General features: G+C 68.1%; 16 protein-coding genes. 11 read left to right on the forward strand and 5 right to left on the reverse strand.

Going from position 1 to position 15,631, the window contains the following annotated elements; translation table 11 throughout:
- Window positions 1–221 precede the first annotated feature (221 nt).
- A complete protein-coding gene (fliD, locus tag QZ772_RS08510) occupies window positions 222–1,667 on the reverse strand; it encodes a flagellar filament capping protein FliD (RefSeq protein WP_295524714.1) in 1,446 nt (481 codons plus the stop codon).
- 103 nt (window positions 1,668–1,770) lie between these two features.
- On the reverse strand, window positions 1,771–2,616 hold the full coding sequence (locus QZ772_RS08515) for a flagellin domain-containing protein (RefSeq protein ID WP_295524717.1): 846 nt from the start codon (window positions 2,614–2,616) through the stop codon (window positions 1,771–1,773).
- Window positions 2,617–3,169: 553 nt separating this feature from the next.
- On the opposite strand from QZ772_RS08515, the gene flhD reads away from it, so the two are divergent.
- The 8 genes from flhD to QZ772_RS08555 all read left to right on the forward strand — a co-directional run bounded on the left by flhD (window position 3,170) and on the right by QZ772_RS08555 (window position 11,917).
- On the forward strand, window positions 3,170–3,502 hold the full coding sequence (gene flhD, locus QZ772_RS08520; RefSeq protein WP_076504132.1) for a flagellar transcriptional regulator FlhD: 333 nt from the start codon (window positions 3,170–3,172) through the stop codon (window positions 3,500–3,502).
- 27 nt (window positions 3,503–3,529) lie between these two features.
- A complete protein-coding gene (gene flhC / locus QZ772_RS08525; protein WP_076504836.1) occupies window positions 3,530–4,075 on the forward strand; it encodes a flagellar transcriptional regulator FlhC in 546 nt (181 codons plus the stop codon).
- Between the two features lie 121 nt (window positions 4,076–4,196).
- Window positions 4,197–5,060, forward strand: a complete 864-nt coding sequence (gene motA, locus QZ772_RS08530; RefSeq protein WP_076504129.1) for a flagellar motor stator protein MotA — start codon at window positions 4,197–4,199, stop codon at window positions 5,058–5,060.
- Window positions 5,061–5,107: 47 nt separating this feature from the next.
- Window positions 5,108–6,148 carry a flagellar motor protein MotB gene (motB, locus tag QZ772_RS08535; protein ID WP_295524721.1) on the forward strand — a complete coding sequence of 347 codons (1,041 nt, stop codon included), beginning with the start codon at window positions 5,108–5,110 and terminating at the stop codon, window positions 6,146–6,148.
- A gap of 132 nt (window positions 6,149–6,280) precedes the next feature.
- On the forward strand, window positions 6,281–7,447 hold the full coding sequence (locus QZ772_RS08540) for an EscU/YscU/HrcU family type III secretion system export apparatus switch protein (protein ID WP_295524723.1): 1,167 nt from the start codon (window positions 6,281–6,283) through the stop codon (window positions 7,445–7,447).
- Between the two features lie 17 nt (window positions 7,448–7,464).
- Window positions 7,465–9,537, forward strand: coding sequence for a flagellar biosynthesis protein FlhA (gene flhA, locus QZ772_RS08545; protein WP_295524742.1), 2,073 nt, complete (start codon window positions 7,465–7,467; stop codon window positions 9,535–9,537).
- Between the two features lie 65 nt (window positions 9,538–9,602).
- A complete protein-coding gene (gene flhF / locus QZ772_RS08550) occupies window positions 9,603–11,150 on the forward strand; it encodes a flagellar biosynthesis protein FlhF (protein ID WP_295524726.1) in 1,548 nt (515 codons plus the stop codon).
- Window positions 11,151–11,197: 47 nt separating this feature from the next.
- Complete coding sequence (locus QZ772_RS08555; RefSeq protein ID WP_076504833.1) at window positions 11,198–11,917, forward strand: RNA polymerase sigma factor FliA; 720 nt, start codon at window positions 11,198–11,200, stop codon at window positions 11,915–11,917.
- Between the two features lie 341 nt (window positions 11,918–12,258).
- On the opposite strand, the gene QZ772_RS08560 is transcribed toward QZ772_RS08555, so the two are convergent.
- From QZ772_RS08560 to flgA, 3 genes are all read right to left on the reverse strand, one after another.
- Window positions 12,259–12,663, reverse strand: coding sequence for a hypothetical protein (locus tag QZ772_RS08560; protein ID WP_295524728.1), 405 nt, complete (start codon window positions 12,661–12,663; stop codon window positions 12,259–12,261).
- Window positions 12,664–12,668: 5 nt separating this feature from the next.
- Window positions 12,669–12,968, reverse strand: a complete 300-nt coding sequence (gene flgM, locus QZ772_RS08565; protein ID WP_295524731.1) for a flagellar biosynthesis anti-sigma factor FlgM — start codon at window positions 12,966–12,968, stop codon at window positions 12,669–12,671.
- Between the two features lie 108 nt (window positions 12,969–13,076).
- Window positions 13,077–13,853, reverse strand: a complete 777-nt coding sequence (gene flgA, locus QZ772_RS08570) for a flagellar basal body P-ring formation chaperone FlgA (RefSeq protein WP_295524733.1) — start codon at window positions 13,851–13,853, stop codon at window positions 13,077–13,079.
- Between the two features lie 292 nt (window positions 13,854–14,145).
- Here flgA and flgB point away from each other — a divergent pair, with 292 nt between their 5' ends.
- From flgB to QZ772_RS08585, 3 genes are all read left to right on the forward strand, one after another.
- Complete coding sequence (gene flgB / locus QZ772_RS08575) at window positions 14,146–14,583, forward strand: flagellar basal body rod protein FlgB (RefSeq protein WP_295524735.1); 438 nt, start codon at window positions 14,146–14,148, stop codon at window positions 14,581–14,583.
- Between the two features lie 150 nt (window positions 14,584–14,733).
- Window positions 14,734–15,174 carry a flagellar basal body rod protein FlgC gene (flgC, locus tag QZ772_RS08580; protein ID WP_295524737.1) on the forward strand — a complete coding sequence of 147 codons (441 nt, stop codon included), beginning with the start codon at window positions 14,734–14,736 and terminating at the stop codon, window positions 15,172–15,174.
- A gap of 34 nt (window positions 15,175–15,208) precedes the next feature.
- The coding region (locus QZ772_RS08585) for a flagellar hook capping FlgD N-terminal domain-containing protein (protein WP_295524739.1) at window positions 15,209–15,631 on the forward strand (423 nt) is incomplete at its 3' end.

Below are 15,631 nucleotides of genomic sequence, written 5' to 3' on the forward strand. Positions count from 1 at the left end.
CGAGGCCTTCGTAGAGCATCTCCACCAGGCGATGGGGGCTGGCGCCGCCTTCGATGCTGGATTCGACCGCGACACGCTGGTAGGCACGGGCGGCACGGGCGGCGGGGGGGGTGTACATGGCGGCTCCTGATTCGATGCTTTCCTTCTTTATCGGCCGCCGCCGCCGGAAATCAAGTCAGTTTCGATTCAGAACGCGCCTCGGCACGAGAAATTTCCGCCACTCAGCTCGACTTGTTCCACTGCGCGATCTGCTGCTTGACGTAGGTGTCCAGCGAGGTCAGCGTACTCAGCTTGGCGTCCAGCGCCGAATACTGGGCGCGCAGGCGCGACTCCATCAACGTCATGCGGTCGGTCTCCTTGGCCTGGTCGTCGGAATTGGCGTCCAGCTGCTTTTGCAGCGAGGCGCTGCGGGTGTCCAGCGTGCCGTCGGTTCCCACCGCGCCCTGAGTGAAGGTGGAGAAGCGCGAGGCCCAGCCATCGGTGCTGTTGGCGGTGCCGTCGCCCGTGCCCATGAAGAAGGTCTTGACGGCATCCGGACTGGCCAGCGCCTCCGCCAGCTTGGTGCTGTCCAGCGTGAGACTGCCGTCGGCGCTCTTGCTGATCGAGATGCCCAGCTGGGACAGGGTGGTGAAGGTGCCGCTCGAATTGGCCGAGCCGGTGAGCCGCCGCATCATGGTCTGCAAGCCGGTGACCATGCTATCGCCCTGCATCAGACCCGCTTTTTTGGTATCGGCGTTGTACGAGGTCAGCGAGTTGATCTGGCTGTTGATGTTGTTGTAGGCATTGACGAAGCCCTGGATGGCCGAAGTCAATGCATTGGTGTCGGTGCTGGACGTGATCGTGACGGGGTCGGTGCTCAGCTGCGACAGCGTGAGCGACAGGCCGGGCACCGCACCCGTCACGGTGTTGGTGGCGGATGTCACCGTGACGCCATCCACCGTCGCCACCGAGTTGGCGGCCCACTGCACGCTGTTGGCCGCCATGCCGGCGCCGGAGCCCGGCGCATCGAAGGCCAGGCCCGACAGCGCCGTGCCGCTGCCGGAGCCGCTGGCCGTCACCTTGAAGCCTGCGGCCTCCCCTGTGCTGGCGGAGCGCATGACCAGTCGCTGGCCGCTCAGGTCGGTCACCACGCTGGCGGTGACGCCGGCACCTGCAGCGTTGATCTTGGACGCCACCGTGGTCAGGGTGTCGCCCTCACCGATGGCCACGTCGACGGATGCCGCGCTGCCGGCGGCAAAACTCGGGCTGCTGCCCGACGTGCCACTCCAGGTCCCGACCTGGATGGACAGCGTGCCGGCCTGGAAGCCATCGGTGGCCGCCACCGCAGACGATGACACCGACTGCGAACGCGCCAGCTGCGAGACCGAGACCTGAAAACTTCCGGTCGACGCCAGACTGGAATCCGACACCTTGACGCCCACGGCGGCCGAGGAGGACGCTGCCGCCTTTGTCGCCCACAGCGTGGGCTTGGTGAGCGCCGTGGCCGCATCCGACAACGTGGACAGCATCGACTTGACCGTGCCCACCGCCGACACCTGGCTCTGCAGGGCGCTCGCCTGGGTCTGCAGCTTGGTGACCGAGGTCTGCTCGATCGCCATCATCTTGCTGACGATCGAGTCGATGTCGATGTTGGTGCCGCTCGACGTGACGGTTCCGGTGATGGCCATGTTTGGCGCTCCTCAATGGTTGAAGGCGGCGGGCGTCACAACGCCAGCCGCCTCGATGGGAAACGCACTGCCCGGGGGCCGTGCGCCCCTTGCCTGCCGGCGATCAGCCCAGCAGCTTCAGCACGGTCTGCGGCATCTGGTTGGCCTGGGCGACCATCGAGGTGCCGGCCTGCTGCAGGATCTGCGCACGCGACAGGTTGGCGGTCTCGACGGCGAAGTCGGCGTCGGTGATCCGGCTCTTGGCGGCGCTGGTGTTCTCGGCCGCGGTCTGCAGGTTGGTGATGGTGGCTTCGAAGCGGTTCTGGGCCGCACCGAAGGTGGAGCGGGCATTGGAGATCGCGTCGATGGCCGAGTCGATGTTGGTCATCGCCGTCAGGGCCGTCGCCGACGTGGTGCCCAGCGTTGCGGTGCTGCCCTGGGTGGCGGTGGTCATCGAGGTGGCGATGTTGGTCGTCGTCACGCTGATCTGGTTGTCCGAGGAGGTGTTCGCGCCCACCTGGAAGGTGAAGGTGCCGCTCGAACCGCCAGAGCCGGTCAGCAGTTCCTGGCCGTTGAACTTGGTGTTGGAGATGATCCGCGCGTTTTCCTGGGCGAGCTGCTTGAACTCGTTGTCCAGGGCCGTGCGGTCAGTCGACGTGTTGGTGTCGTTGGCCGACTGCACGGCCAGTTCACGCATGCGCTGCAGGTTGTTGCCGATCTGCGCCAGCGCGCCTTCGGCCGTCTGCGCCAGCGAGATGCCGTCGTTGGCGTTGCGCGCCGCCACGTTCATGCCGCGGACCTGGGCATCCATGCGGGAGGCGATGGCCAGGCCGGCGGCATCGTCCTTGGCGCTGTTGACGCGCAGGCCGGAAGACAGGCGCTGGATCGAGGTCGCCAGCGAGTTCTGGCTCGCGGACAGGTTGCGCTGTGCGTTGAGCGAGCCGATGTTGGTGTTGATGATCGAGGCCATGGTGACTACTCCTTGTTCAAAGCCGGTGAATCCGGCATACGTTGCCAATGTCTGCCAGTACCGACACTGGCTGCCAGACGGACCGGGTGGCCCGTTGCCTGGATTTCGGGTCTACCGAGCCCTGACTTGAGCACTTTATTTTTCAGTTCGGACCCTAAAGATTCGGACCCTCGGCCAGACACCGCGGCCTTGACCGGCGTGCTATGCCGACGCGTATCGAACTTGATACGTGTAGTTACTGATCTAACGTGTTGGCCGGCCGGACCAAGCGTCCTTAGAACTTTCGACGACTCGACGTGAAAATCAGACACCTTGCTTGACAGAGAGTCACAAGATGGAGACGCTGAACGACGGGCAGAAAAACGTAAGGCGTGGGCACTAGATGCGGCGCAAAGTTGAGACGAGGAGACGGAATGAATACTTTCCGTGTAACCAAAAGTCTCAAAAAAGTTGCACTTGGATGACACGAAGTACCGCCCAGATCGCATTAAGTTTTTTGTTACGAATCTCACAATTGCTTCCATCGACAGAAACAGTTCTTTGGGGCATGACCATGACCAGCGACCAGATCCTTTCCGAGATCAAGGAAGCCAACCTCACCTACCTGATGCTGGCCCAGAGCCTCATCCGCGAGGACCGCGCGCAGGCGCTCTACCGCCTGGGCATCTCGGGCGATTCGGCCGACCTGATCGCGGCGCTGTCGCCAGCGCAACTGATGAAGATCGCCTCCGGCAACATGCTGCTGTGCACCTTCCGCGCGGACGACGACATGGTCTGGGGCCTGCTGACCAACCACAACGTCGGCCACCGCACCATCAACGAGGCCACGGCCCGGCTGCATGCCAACATCGTCATGTCCAGCCGTATCGCGGAGCAGGGTCTCTGAACCTGACCTTTCGTGGAAAGCAAGAAGATGCCTACCCCCAAGAGCGTGCTCGACGAGTCGCGCCAGATCGACCGGGCTGTCAGCCTGATCGAGATGGGCGCCCGGCTGCAGGTGCTTGAGAGCGAGACCGACCTCTCCTACGAGCGCCTGTTGCGCCTGTACAAGGAAGTGGCCGGACGCTCGCCGTCCAAGGGTCAACTGCCCTTTTCCACGGACTGGTTCCTCACCTGGCAGCCCAACATCCACGCCTCGCTGTTCCAGAACATCCACACGTACCTCAGCCGCTCCAGCACGGATCTCGAGAACGTGGACGTGATGATCAAGGCCTACGGCCTGTACACCGAGCAGGTGGGCGGACAGGGCCTCGAGCCGCTGTTGACCATCACGCGCGCCTGGCGCCTGGTGCGCTTCATCAAGAACAACATGCTCAAGATGGTGCCCTGCACGCGCTGCGGCGGGCACTTCGTGGCCGATGCCTACGAGAACCCCCGCCACTTCGTGTGCGGCCTGTGCGAGCCGCCGGCTCGGGCGGGCAAGGGGGCGGGTGCGGCCAACGGTGTGCATCTGCAGTGAATTGAACCGCAGGCAGGCTGCCTCCTAACTGTCGATATGGGCCCGTGATCGGGCCCTTTTTCTTGGACCGGTTCAGCCCGCTGTCAGGCCCAATAGCGCCACCTGATCTTCGACCCTCACCATGTTCGTCATCCTCGGTTACCTGGTCGCCCTGGGCTGCATCTTCGGCGGCTTCATCGCGCACGGCGGCAACATCGGCGTGGTGCTGCACGCCCTGCCCAACGAGATCCTGGTGATCGGTGGCGGTGCCATCGGCGCCTTCGTGGTCAACAACCAGCCCAAGGTGCTCAAGGCCACGATGAAGGCCCTGCCCGCCGCGCTCAAGGGCTCCAAGTACACCAAGGCGCGCTACATGGAACTGATGGCGCTGCTCTACGACATCCTGCAGAAGGCGCGCAAGGACGGCCTGATGTCGATCGAGAAGGACGTCGAGTCGCCGGGCGACTCGCCCATCTTCCAGGCCTATCCGAAGGTGGGCAACGACCACCACGTGGTGGAGTTCACCACCGACTACCTGCGCATGATGGTGTCGGGCAACCTCAATGCCCACGAGATCGAGTCCCTCATGGACAGCGAGATCGAGACCCACCACCACGAGGCCCACGGTCCGGTGGCGGCGCTCACGCGCCTGGCGGGCGGCCTGCCCGCCTTCGGCATCGTGGCCGCCGTGCTGGGGGTGGTCAACACCATGGGCTCGGTGGGCCAGCCCCCGGCCGTGCTGGGCGGCATGATCGGCTCGGCGCTGGTCGGTACCTTCCTGGGCATCCTGCTGGCCTACGGCGTCGTGGAACCGCTTGCGGGCCTGCTCGAGCAGAAGGCCGAGGATGCCGGCAAGGAACTTCAATGCATCAAGACCACGCTGCTGGCCAGCATGCAGGGCTACAACCCGACCACGGCCATCGAGTTCGGCCGCAAGGTGCTGTTCTCGACCGAGCGGCCCACCTTCAGCGAACTCGAAAGCCACGTCAAAAAGAAGCCGGCTTGAGGCTTTTGACCCGCACGCCGCCACTCCACTGAAGCACGGACGCAACCATGGCCACCGGCTCCTCCGGACGCAAGCTCCAGCCCATCATCGTCAAGCGCGTCAAGAAGACGGTGCATGCGAGCCACGGGGGCGCGTGGAAGATCGCGTACGCCGACTTCGTGACGGCCATGATGGCCTTCTTCCTGCTGATGTGGCTGCTGGGCTCGACCACCAAGGGCGACCTGCAGGGCATTGCCAACTACTTCAACTCGCCGCTGAAGGTGGAGATGGCGGGCGGCCCCGGCACCGGCAGCAGCTCCAGCATCGTGACCGGCGGCGGCACCGACCTGACGCGCACCACCGGCGAGATGCGACGCAGCACCGAGGTGGGCAAGGACCCGACCCGCTCGCACACGGCCGCCGTCGATGCGCGGGCCCAGGCCGCGCGCGAGGATGCCAAGAAGCTCGAGGCGCTGCGCGGGCGTATCGAGGTGCTGATCACCAGCGACGTGAAGCTGCGCGAGTTCCGCTCGCAGATCCGGCTCGAGACCACGCCGGACGGGCTGGAGATCCAGATCGTCGATGCCCAGCAGCGCCCCATGTTCGACACCGGCAGCGCGCTGGTAAAGCCCTACATGCGCGACATCCTGAACGCCGTGGGCGGCTCGCTGAAGGGCATCGACAACAAGGTCAGCCTGGCCGGCCATACCGATTCCACGCCCTACGGCAACGGCGAGCGCGGCTACAGCAACTGGGAGCTGTCGGCGGACCGCGCCAATGCGTCGCGCCGCGAGCTGGTCGCGGCCGGCATGCCCGAGGACAAGCTGATCCGGGTGGTCGGCCTCGCCGCCAGCGATCCGCTGGACAAGGCCGACCGCACAGCAGCCATCAACCGCCGCATCAGCATCACCGTGCTGACCCGCGAGGCAGAGGCCCGCATGGACGGCCGCAGGAGCATGGAAGCCGACGACGCCATCAAGGCGCTGCAACAGCGCCACAGTGGCGCGGGCGCCGAGACCGCACCTGCAGCGGGTGCCGACGCGCCGGCCACCACCCGGCCCGTGCAGGCGCCGGAGCGCGTCACACTGCCCGCCGCAACCCGCTCCTGACGCGGAGTTCATCGCCGCTTCGCGTTGCCTCGACCAATGCGCGAATAGCCGGCCCGCAACGGCTCTTATCGGCCTTTAGCGCCGACACCCCCTGCCGACAATGGCCCGAACCGCCCACCGCCGCTCGCGCCCATGTCATCCAGCAGCCAGGACAAGAAGCTTCCCGCCACGCAGCGGCGCCTGGACCAGGCCCGTCGCGACGGCCAGGTACCGCGCTCACGCGACCTGACGCACCTGGCCGTGGTGGGCACCGGCGCCGTCGCCCTGCTGCTGCTCGCACCCACCGCCTTCGGCGCGCTACGCGATGCGCTGGCCGGGGCCCTGCACTTCAACGCCGCCGAGGCCACGCGCCCCGGCGCCATGGGCGAGCGCCTGATGCACCTGGGCCTGCTCGGCATCGCCGCCTGCGTCGGCTTCGCGGCGGTGGTGATGGTGGCTTCCATCGCGGCCACCCTGGCCACCGGCGGCTGGGTGGCCAGCGCCAAGGCCATCACGCCCGACCTCACCCGTCTCGACCCCTTCGCCGGCATCGGCCGCCTGTTCAGCAAGCAGCAGGCGAGCACGGTGCTCAAGCTGGTGCTGCTGTCCGCCATCCTGGCCGGCGTGGGCTTCGTCTACGTGCGCGGCTCCATGGACACGCTGGCCCGCATGGTGATGATGCCGGCGCCGGCCGCCCTGCCCTACTTTGCCGACTGGCTGGTCACGGGCACGGCGCTGGCCCTGCTGGTGCTGGTGGCCACGGCCATCGCAGACGTGCCGCTGCAGGGCTGGCTGCACCGCTCGCGCCTGCGGATGTCGCACGAAGAAGTGAAGCAGGAGCACAAGGAAAGCGACGGCAATCCGCACGTCAAGGGCCAGCAGCGCAAGGCGGCCCGCGCCATCCTGCAGCGCGCCAGCATCACGGCCGTGCCGCGTGCCGACTTCGTGGTGATGAACCCGACCCACTTCGCCGTGGCCCTGCGCTACGACGAGTCGGACATGGCCGCGCCGCACGTCATCTCCAAGGGTTCGGATCTGCTCGCCATGAAGATCCGCGACATCGCCAAGTCGCACGACATTCCGGTGATCCAGTCGCCGATGCTGGCCCGCGCGCTGTACGCGCATGCCGAGATCGACCAGCCGATTCCGAGCCAGCTCTTCACTGCCGTGGCGCAGATCCTGGCCTATGTCTACCGCCTGAAGGCGGCCATCGCCGGCCGCGGCGCTTGGCCGCAGACAGTGCCCGAGCCGGCGGTGCCGGCCGAGCTCGATCCGCTCAACGACCCCAAGGCCATGGCCGACCTGGAGGATGAGGCATGAACGCCGTGCAGCGTGTGATGCAGGGCCTGTTCGGCGACGCGCCCGATTCCGCCGGCCTGCAGCGCCTGGCCGCCCCGCTGCTGGTCATCGCCATCCTGGCGTTGATGGTGCTGCCGATCCCGTCCTGGCTGCTGGACGGCTTCTTCACCCTCAACATCGCCGCGGCCCTGATGGTGATGATGGTCGCGGCCTACATGACGAAGCCGCTGGACTTCGCCGCCTTTCCCACGGTGCTGCTGCTCACCACACTGATGCGGCTGTCGCTCAACGTCGCCTCCACCCGGGTCGTGCTGCTCGAAGGCCACACCGGCCCCGGCGCCGCCGGCGCGGTGATCGAGGCCTTCGGCCACTTCCTGATCGGCGGCAACTTCGCGGTCGGTCTGATCGTGTTCGCCATCCTGGTGGTCATCAACTTCGTGGTGGTGACCAAGGGCGCCGAGCGCATTGCCGAGGTGTCGGCCCGCTTCACGCTGGACGCCATGCCTGGCAAGCAGATGGCGGTGGATGCCGACCTCAATGCCGGCACCATCAACGAAAAGGAAGCTCGCCGCCGCCGCGCCGAAGTGGCCGAGGAAGCCAACTTCTTCGGCGCCATGGACGGCGCATCCAAGTTCGTGCGCGGCGATGCCATCGCCGGCATCCTGATCCTGGTCATCAGCATCGTGGGCGGCTTCACCGTGGGTGTGCTGCAGCATGGCATGCCGGCCGGCGAGGCCGCCAACAGCTATGTGCTGCTGGCGGTGGGCGATGCGCTGGTGGCGCAGATCCCGGGCCTGCTCATCTCCGTGGCCGCGGCCATGGTGGTCTCGCGCGTGGGCAAGGAAGAGGACGTGGGCCGGCAGATCGTGCAGCAGGTCTTCACCTCGCCGCGCGCGCTGGGCCTGACGGCCGCCATCCTGCTGCTGCTGGGCATCGTGCCGGGCATGCCGCACGTGGTGTTCCTTTGCATGGCCGGGTTGCTGGGCTGGGGCGCCTGGACGATGGCGCGCCGCCGCCGCATCGAGGCCGAGACGCCCAAGCCCAGCGAGCCGCCACCCGAGGCCGATGCCACCTGGGCGGACCTGCAGCCGGTGTCGCTGCTGGGCCTGGAGCTGGGTTACCGCTTGATCACGCTGGTCGACAAGAACCGCCAGGGCGACCTGCTCACGCGCATCAAGGGCGTGCGCCGCAAGTTCGCGCAGGAGGTGGGCTTCCTGCCGCCCGCCGTGCATGTGCGCGACAACCTGGAGCTCAAGCCCAGCGCCTACCGCGTGACGCTGCGCGGCGTGGTGGTGGCCGAAGGCGAGGCCTTCCCGGGCATGTTCCTGGCCATCAACCCCGGTGGCATTGCCACGCCGCTGATCGGCACCGCCACCACCGACCCGGCCTTCGGCCTGCCGGCCACCTGGATCGAGGCACGCTACCGCGACAGCGCACAAATGGCGGGTTTCACGGTCGTTGATCCGGAGACCGTGATGGCCACCCATCTGTCACATTTGATGCAGACCCAGGCAGGACGCCTGCTCAGCCGATCCGAAACGCAGCAACTCGTGGAACACGTCAGCCAGTACAGCCCCAAGCTGATCGAGGAAGTGGTGCCCAAGCTCATCCCGATCGCCACCTTCCAGAAGGTGCTCCAGCTTCTGCTGGAGGAAGGGGTGCACATCCGCGATATCCGCACCATCGTCGAGACGCTGGCCGAACACGCGGCCGGCGTGACCGATGCCGTCGAGCTGGCCCGCCGCGTGCGCGTGGCGCTGGCGCCGGCCATCGTGCAGCAGATCTACGGCCCCGTGAAGGAGCTGGACGTGATCGCCATCGAGCCCGGCTTCGAGCGGTTGCTGATGCAAGCCCTGGGCAATGCACAGGGCCCGGCGCTGGACCCCGGCGTGGCCGACACCTTCACCCGCAGCGCGGCCGACATCGCCAACCGGCAGGAAGAGCGCGGCGTGCCCGCCTGCCTGCTGGTGCCCGATGCCATCCGCGGTGCCATCGCCCGCCTGGTGCGCCGCACGGCGCCGCGCCTGGCCGTGCTCTCGCACAGCGAGATCCCCGAGACCCACACCATCCGCATCGGGCCGATCCTGCGCGGTGGCGCCGCCCCCGCCTGAGGCGCGCCTTCACCCGTCGCCTCGACCCCGCCCACGTCCGCCTTCAGCCGCAGCCCGCCTGAATCATGAACATCCAACGCTTTCTGGCCCCGACCGCACGCGAAGCCATGGCCATGGCCCGCAATGCCTTTGGCGACGACGCACTCATCCTGTCCAACAAGCAGACCGAACAGGGTGTGGAGGTGATGGCGGCGTCCGAGGAATCGCTCGCCGGCCTGCAGCAGGCGGCGGCCACCCGTGCCCAAGAAGCAGCGCCCCAGGCGCCTACCGCGTCCAGCTCGATGCGCACGACGGCGACGGCGACCACGGCTGCCGCCGCCCAGCCCGCATCCCACACCCCCAACCTCGCGGAGACCTCGGTCGAGGAAGACGCCAACCGTCTCGCGATGAGCACGCTGTCTTTCCAGGACTTCGTGCGCGAACGCATGCTGCGCAAGCAACTCGGCGATGCGGCCGTCTCGGCTGCGGCCCTGCCGGTCAGCGCCGCGCCGATGGCAGCGCCCGCCCAGCAGGCGTCCGCGGCGCGCACCGCCGCGCCGGCCGTCGCCGCCATGCCGTGGACGCCCCCTGCGGCCGTGCGCCCCGCGCCGGTCAGCGGCATGCCCCTGTCCTCTGCGCGCCCCGCTGCAGCTTCGGCACCCGAGCCCGCACCCGCCGCGGCCATGGTGCCCGTCCAGGCCCTCGCCGACGTGATGGCCGAACTGCGCGCCCTGCGCCAGATGGTCGAGACGCGCTTCGAGACGGTGTCCTGGCTCGGCCGCTCGCGCCAGGACCCGGGCCTGGCCGACCTGATGCTTCGCCTGGTGCGCGCGGGGTTCTCCGCGCCGCTGGTGCGCGCGGTGCTGCAGCCCATCGCCCCTGGCACCGACGCCGCCGCGGCCGAGGCCCATGTGCTGGCCACCTTCACACGCCTGCTGGCCATCGACGACCAGGCCATGCCACTGGAAGACGAAGGCGGCATCCTGGCCCTCGTCGGCGCCACCGGCGTGGGCAAGACCACGGCCATTGCCAAGCTGGCCACCCTTTGCGCCCGCACGCACGGCTCGGCCAGCGTGGGCCTGATCACGCTCGACACCCAGCGTGCCGGGGCCCACGAGCAGCTGCGCGCCTTCGGCCGCAGCATCGACGTGGTGGCCCACCAGGCCCACGACACCGCGGCGCTGCAGGAGCTGCTCGCCCTCCTGGCCCATAAGCGCCTGGTGCTGATCGACACCGCAGGCCATGCCTCTCATGACCCGCGCCGCCAGCAGCAGATGGCCCAGCTCGACCTGCCGGGGGTGAAGCCGCTGGTGGTGCTCAACGCCGGCGCGCAGGGCGATGCCCTCGACGAGGTGGGCCAGGCCTTCCGTGAGGACGGCGCCCGCCATGCCCTGCTCACCAAGGTGGACGAGGCCGTCAAGCTCGGCCCGGCGCTCGACGTGCTGATGCGCCATGGCCTGCAACTGCGCGGCCTGGGCTGCGGCCAGGTGGTGCCCGACGACTGGCGCCTGCCGCGCGCGGCCGAACTGCTGCGCGAAACCTTCAATGCCCCCCTGCGTGGCGCCTTCGAGCCGCGTTGCGTGGAAGACCTCGACCTTCTGCTTTCCCCGGCACAATGCAGCACACGGCGCTGAACCACGGGGACCGACCCGCCATGCTTGCCGCCGCCGCTCTCCAGAAGATGTACACCGCCAAGGGCCGACTCGACCGCGACGCATTGATCCGCCAGTACGTGCCGCTGGTGCAGCGCCTCGCCCATCACATGGTGGCCAAGCTGCCGCCCAACGTCGAGGTGGACGACCTGATCCAGGTCGGCATGATCGGACTGGTCGACGCCCTCTCGCGCTTCGATGCCGCGCAGGGTGTGCAGTTCGAGACCTTTGCCACCCAGCGCATCCGCGGCGCCATGCTCGACGAGCTGCGCGACGGCGACTGGATGTCGCGCGGCTCCCGCAAGAGCCAGAAGCAGATCGAGCAGGCCGTGGTGCGGCTCGAGCACAAGCTGGGGCGTGCGCCCCAGGAGTCCGAGATCGCGGCCGAACTGAACATGCCGTTGGCCGAGTACCAGTCGCTGCTGGGCCGCGTGCGCGGCACCCAACTGCTGTACCTGGAGGACATGGGTGGCGACGGCCGCGAGGACGAGGAAGCCTTCCTCGAACGCCATGTGGCGGACAACGAGTCCGACCCGATGAGCGTCCTCAAGGACCAGCGTCTGCGCAATGCACTGGTCGCGGCAATCGAGTCTTTGCCCGAGCGCGAGCGCTACATCATGGGCATGTACTACGAGCACGACATGAATCTCAAGGAGATCGCGGCCGTGCTGAGCATCACCGAATCGCGCGTCTGCCAGCTGCACAGCCAGGCTGTGGCGCGGCTTCGGGCGAAGATGCGCGGGCACTAGAGCAACACCCCCCAAGCCGCTTGCGCGGCTCCCCCCTCTCTCTGGCGCCTTCGGCTTGGGAGGGGGGGCGCACCCAGAGGCCCGGCAAAGCCGGTTCCTCGGGTGCCCTGGCGTGGCCTGCTCCGCGGCCCTCCGATTCGCGCCTTGCGCCGGCGTCCCGAAGGCTTTGCTCGCTTCTGTCTCGCTCGCCGGGTCTTCCGTTTTCAGGACCGTGGCCGAAGGCGTCATGGCGGCCGGCTCCTCATCCGTCTTCTGCCAGACGCACGGGACCGACCAAAGAAGAACGCCCCGGCCGCTTCGCGGACCGGGGCGCCTTCATGGAGTCGCGGGGCTGGGCGCGCTCAGTGCATGCCGGTGGCCGAGGCGGTACGCAGGCCGGCACCGCCGAACATGCTTCGTTGGCCGACGGCGCTGTAGGTGGGGGTGTCCTGGGTGCCCAGCAGGGCGGCCAGGCTGCGCTCCACGGCGGCGGCACGGCGGGCGATGCCGGCGCGCAGCACGCGCAGACGCTGGGCCACGCCTTCGATGCGATCACGGAACTCGGCGTCGAACACCTCGGCCGACAGGGCCGACTCGAGCACGTTGCTGAAACCGGTGGCGACCTGGCGCATGCCGTTGCAGGCGGCCTCGAGTGCCGGTGCATCGCCTTCGAGCAGGCTTGCATCCACGGCGTCGAGCTGGCGCTCCACTTCCTGCAGCAGTTCTTCGGTGGACTCGCGGGTGTCGATCATGAGGGGAGCATGCATGGCGTTCAACCTTTTGTGCGGCTCAGCATTTCCTGAGCATTGGCGAGCATCTTGTCGGCCACGGCGCCGGCATCGACGGTGAAAGTGCCGTTGGCGATGGCTTCGCGCATCGACGCCACCTTGGCCTCGTCGATTCCCGAACCCGAACCCGTACGGCCCAGCGACTGCACCGTGGACGACACATCGACCGACACCCCGGCTTCCGCCCGGGCGGCACCCGACTCCGCCGCGGTGGTGGCGGGGCGATCCGACCGCACACCCCCGGTGGCGATCAAACCGACATCATTGCTTGCACCGACTTTCATGACTGGACTCCATGCCCCTTGGAAGGGCAACGTCACTGTTTTTCGGCGGCCCCGGAAGGAACTTGAGGACTTTTTTAAAACTTTTTGAGCGGCGCTGGCAGCATGGGCCTAAAGCGCCATCCGCACCGTCCCAGCGTCGACCACCTGGCCGGTGGCAATCCGGCCGTTCGGCATGCGAACACGCACCGCCTCGCCCACGCCGCCGGCACTGAGGGCCTGACCCTCGGTGCTGACCTCAAAACCGCGCCCACCCGCAAGGATACGCACGGCCGCGCCAGCTTGCAGCACCTGCTGCGTCCGGACCATGGACTGGCGGATGGGCTGACCGGCGGACAGCGCCCGCGTGGCCACCTGCCCCACCCAGCGCGCGGGATCGGCGACCACTGGCGAAGCGTCCGCCGCCCAGTCAGCGTCGGCCTGCACCGCGTCGCCGGCCTGCAGCACCGCGCCCGGCGCCACGCCGTCGCGCAGCACCCAGGCCGGGCCGATGGCCTTGACCGTCACCGGCAGGAAGACATTCCAGCGCACCGCGCCGTCCACACAGCGCAGGCCGAGCCGACTGCGGCCCCACAGGCGCTGCCCGGGCGGCAGATAGGGCTCGACGCTGGCGCACGGCGCCAGGCGCAGCCGGCTGTCCAGCGCACCCACGCTCACCTCCATGCGCAGCGGGGCCATGTCGGTGCCAGCGGCGCCGCGACCCTGGGCGACGGCGTCGTCCACCCAGTGCTGGGCCGCGGAGACGAAATCGGCGCCCATGTCGCCGTTCAGGCCGGGCAGCGCAGCGGCACCGGCAGGCGCCTGGGCCAGTGCGGGCGACAGGGCCGCCAGGCCCAGACCCAAGGCGGCGGCCAGGCGTCGGAGGAAGAAAGAGTGTGTGCGGGTCATGGCAAGACGGCAGCGAGGATCGGCTGGAGCCGGAAGAAGAAGAACCTGCCCGAAGGCTGGAGCGGCAGTGCCGGAACACGCCGCGGAGCGAGCCCGGCAGGGTCCGTCCATTCCAGGGTGCGATGCACTGTAGACAGCGAGCTCTGCCCCCAAAGCAGGGAACAGCGCGGAAAAGCAGCCTTTGTTCCCGCCATTCCGCGAAGGGGTCCGCGCCCACAATTTCCGCACGGTGGCATCCGTCCCCTCAGCCGGGGCCCCGCCCCGCCCATCTTTCCCCAACAGAGGATCACGCATGCTGGACAAGCTGACGCAGTCGATGGACTTCCAGGGCCAGGCGCTGACGTTGCGCGCCGAGCGCCAGCGCGTGATCGCCGGCAACATCGCCAATGCCGACACGCCGGGCTATGCGGCCCGCGAACTGGACTTTGCCGCCGCGCTGTCCGAGGCCACCGCCAGCGACCGCCGGCAGGCCACCGGCAGCCCCGCCGCCATGGCCGCAACGGACGACGGCCGCAGCGACGGGCGTCACTTCCGGCTGGCTCCGCGCACCAGCGATGCCGGAAGCAGCCTGGCCTACACCGCCCAGGTGCAGCCGGCCATGGATGGAAACAGCGTCGACCTCGACCGCGAGCGCGCCGCCTTCGCCGACAACGCCGTGCGCTACGAGGCCACGCTGCGCTTCCTCAATGGCCAGGGCAAGACGCTCATGTCGGCCATCCAGGGCCAGTGATATGAACCCCCCCAGTCTGCGCGCTTCGCGCTCCGCCAACCCCCTGGAGGGGGCGCACCCAGCGGCCCGGCAAAGCCGGTTCCGCGGGTGCTCGCGCATGGCCTGCTCCGCGGCCACCCGATCCACTGAACATTGAAAGGTTGCGCCAGCATGTCCATGTTCTCGATCTTCGGCATCTCCGGCAGTGCGGTGAGCGCGCAGTCACAGCGCCTGAACGTCGTCGCCAGCAACCTGGCCAACGCAGACGCCACGGCCGGGCCCGACGGCAAGGCCTACAAGGCAAGGCAGGTGGTCTTCCAGACGGTGGACCTGGGCGATGCCGGCGCCCAGGCCGACCCGGCCGCCGCCGGAAAGAGCTATTCCGCTGGCGTGCGGGTCGATGCGGTGACCGAGCGGCAAGACCCGGGCCGTCGCGTGCACGAACCCGGCAATCCGCTGGCCGACGGCGACGGCTACGTCACCTACTCCAACGTGAACGCCGTGGAGGAGATGGTCAACATGATCTCGGCCTCGCGCTCCTACCAGAACAACGTCGAAGTGATGAACACGGCCAAGAGCCTGCTGCTGAAGACGCTGCAGCTGGGCCAATGACCCCCATCCCCGCCACTGCCGCAGGAACAACCGCATGAGCACCGTCACCGGGACCACCGCTACCAGCAACACCGCGAGCAGCGCAGGCGGCGCCTCGTCGCTCGCCTCCACCTCGGCCGCGGACCTGCAGGACCGCTTCCTGAAGCTGCTGGTCGCCCAGCTGAGCAACCAGGATCCGATGAACCCGATGGACAACGCGCAGCTGACCTCGCAGATCGCGCAGATCAACACCGTCACCGGCATCGAGAAGCTCAACAGCACCGTCAACGGCCTGGCCACGCAGGCCTCGACCACGCAGACGCTGCAGGCCGCCGCCGTGGTGGGCAAAAACGTGCTCACCGAAGGCAAGACCCTCGCCTACAGCAGCGACGGCAAGACCGGCATGGGCGCCGTGGTGCTGGACGCCGCGGCCACCGAGGTCACCGTCAAGGTGACCAACGCCGCCGGCCAGGTGATC

This window comes from uncultured Pseudacidovorax sp. (genome assembly GCF_913773995.1).
In the GTDB taxonomy this organism is placed as follows: domain Bacteria; phylum Pseudomonadota; class Gammaproteobacteria; order Burkholderiales; family Burkholderiaceae_C; genus Xenophilus.

Excerpts from the sequence above, each read along its gene's own strand:
- fliD (WP_295524714.1), bottom strand. The coding sequence starts at position 1,667 with ATGGCCATCACCGGAACCGTCACGTCGAGCGGCACCAACATCGACATC.
- QZ772_RS08515 (WP_295524717.1), bottom strand. The coding sequence starts at position 2,616 with ATGGCCTCGATCATCAACACCAACATCGGCTCGCTCAACGCACAGCGC.
- flhD (WP_076504132.1), top strand. The coding sequence starts at position 3,170 with ATGACCAGCGACCAGATCCTTTCCGAGATCAAGGAAGCCAACCTCACC.
- flhC (WP_076504836.1), top strand. The coding sequence starts at position 3,530 with ATGCCTACCCCCAAGAGCGTGCTCGACGAGTCGCGCCAGATCGACCGG.
- motA (WP_076504129.1), top strand. The coding sequence starts at position 4,197 with ATGTTCGTCATCCTCGGTTACCTGGTCGCCCTGGGCTGCATCTTCGGC.
- motB (WP_295524721.1), top strand. The coding sequence starts at position 5,108 with ATGGCCACCGGCTCCTCCGGACGCAAGCTCCAGCCCATCATCGTCAAG.
- QZ772_RS08540 (WP_295524723.1), top strand. The coding sequence starts at position 6,281 with ATGTCATCCAGCAGCCAGGACAAGAAGCTTCCCGCCACGCAGCGGCGC.
- flhA (WP_295524742.1), top strand. The coding sequence starts at position 7,465 with ATGCAGGGCCTGTTCGGCGACGCGCCCGATTCCGCCGGCCTGCAGCGC.
- flhF (WP_295524726.1), top strand. The coding sequence starts at position 9,603 with ATGAACATCCAACGCTTTCTGGCCCCGACCGCACGCGAAGCCATGGCC.
- QZ772_RS08555 (WP_076504833.1), top strand. The coding sequence starts at position 11,198 with ATGTACACCGCCAAGGGCCGACTCGACCGCGACGCATTGATCCGCCAG.
- QZ772_RS08560 (WP_295524728.1), bottom strand. The coding sequence starts at position 12,663 with ATGCATGCTCCCCTCATGATCGACACCCGCGAGTCCACCGAAGAACTG.
- flgM (WP_295524731.1), bottom strand. The coding sequence starts at position 12,968 with ATGAAAGTCGGTGCAAGCAATGATGTCGGTTTGATCGCCACCGGGGGT.
- flgA (WP_295524733.1), bottom strand. The coding sequence starts at position 13,853 with ATGACCCGCACACACTCTTTCTTCCTCCGACGCCTGGCCGCCGCCTTG.
- flgB (WP_295524735.1), top strand. The coding sequence starts at position 14,146 with ATGCTGGACAAGCTGACGCAGTCGATGGACTTCCAGGGCCAGGCGCTG.
- flgC (WP_295524737.1), top strand. The coding sequence starts at position 14,734 with ATGTCCATGTTCTCGATCTTCGGCATCTCCGGCAGTGCGGTGAGCGCG.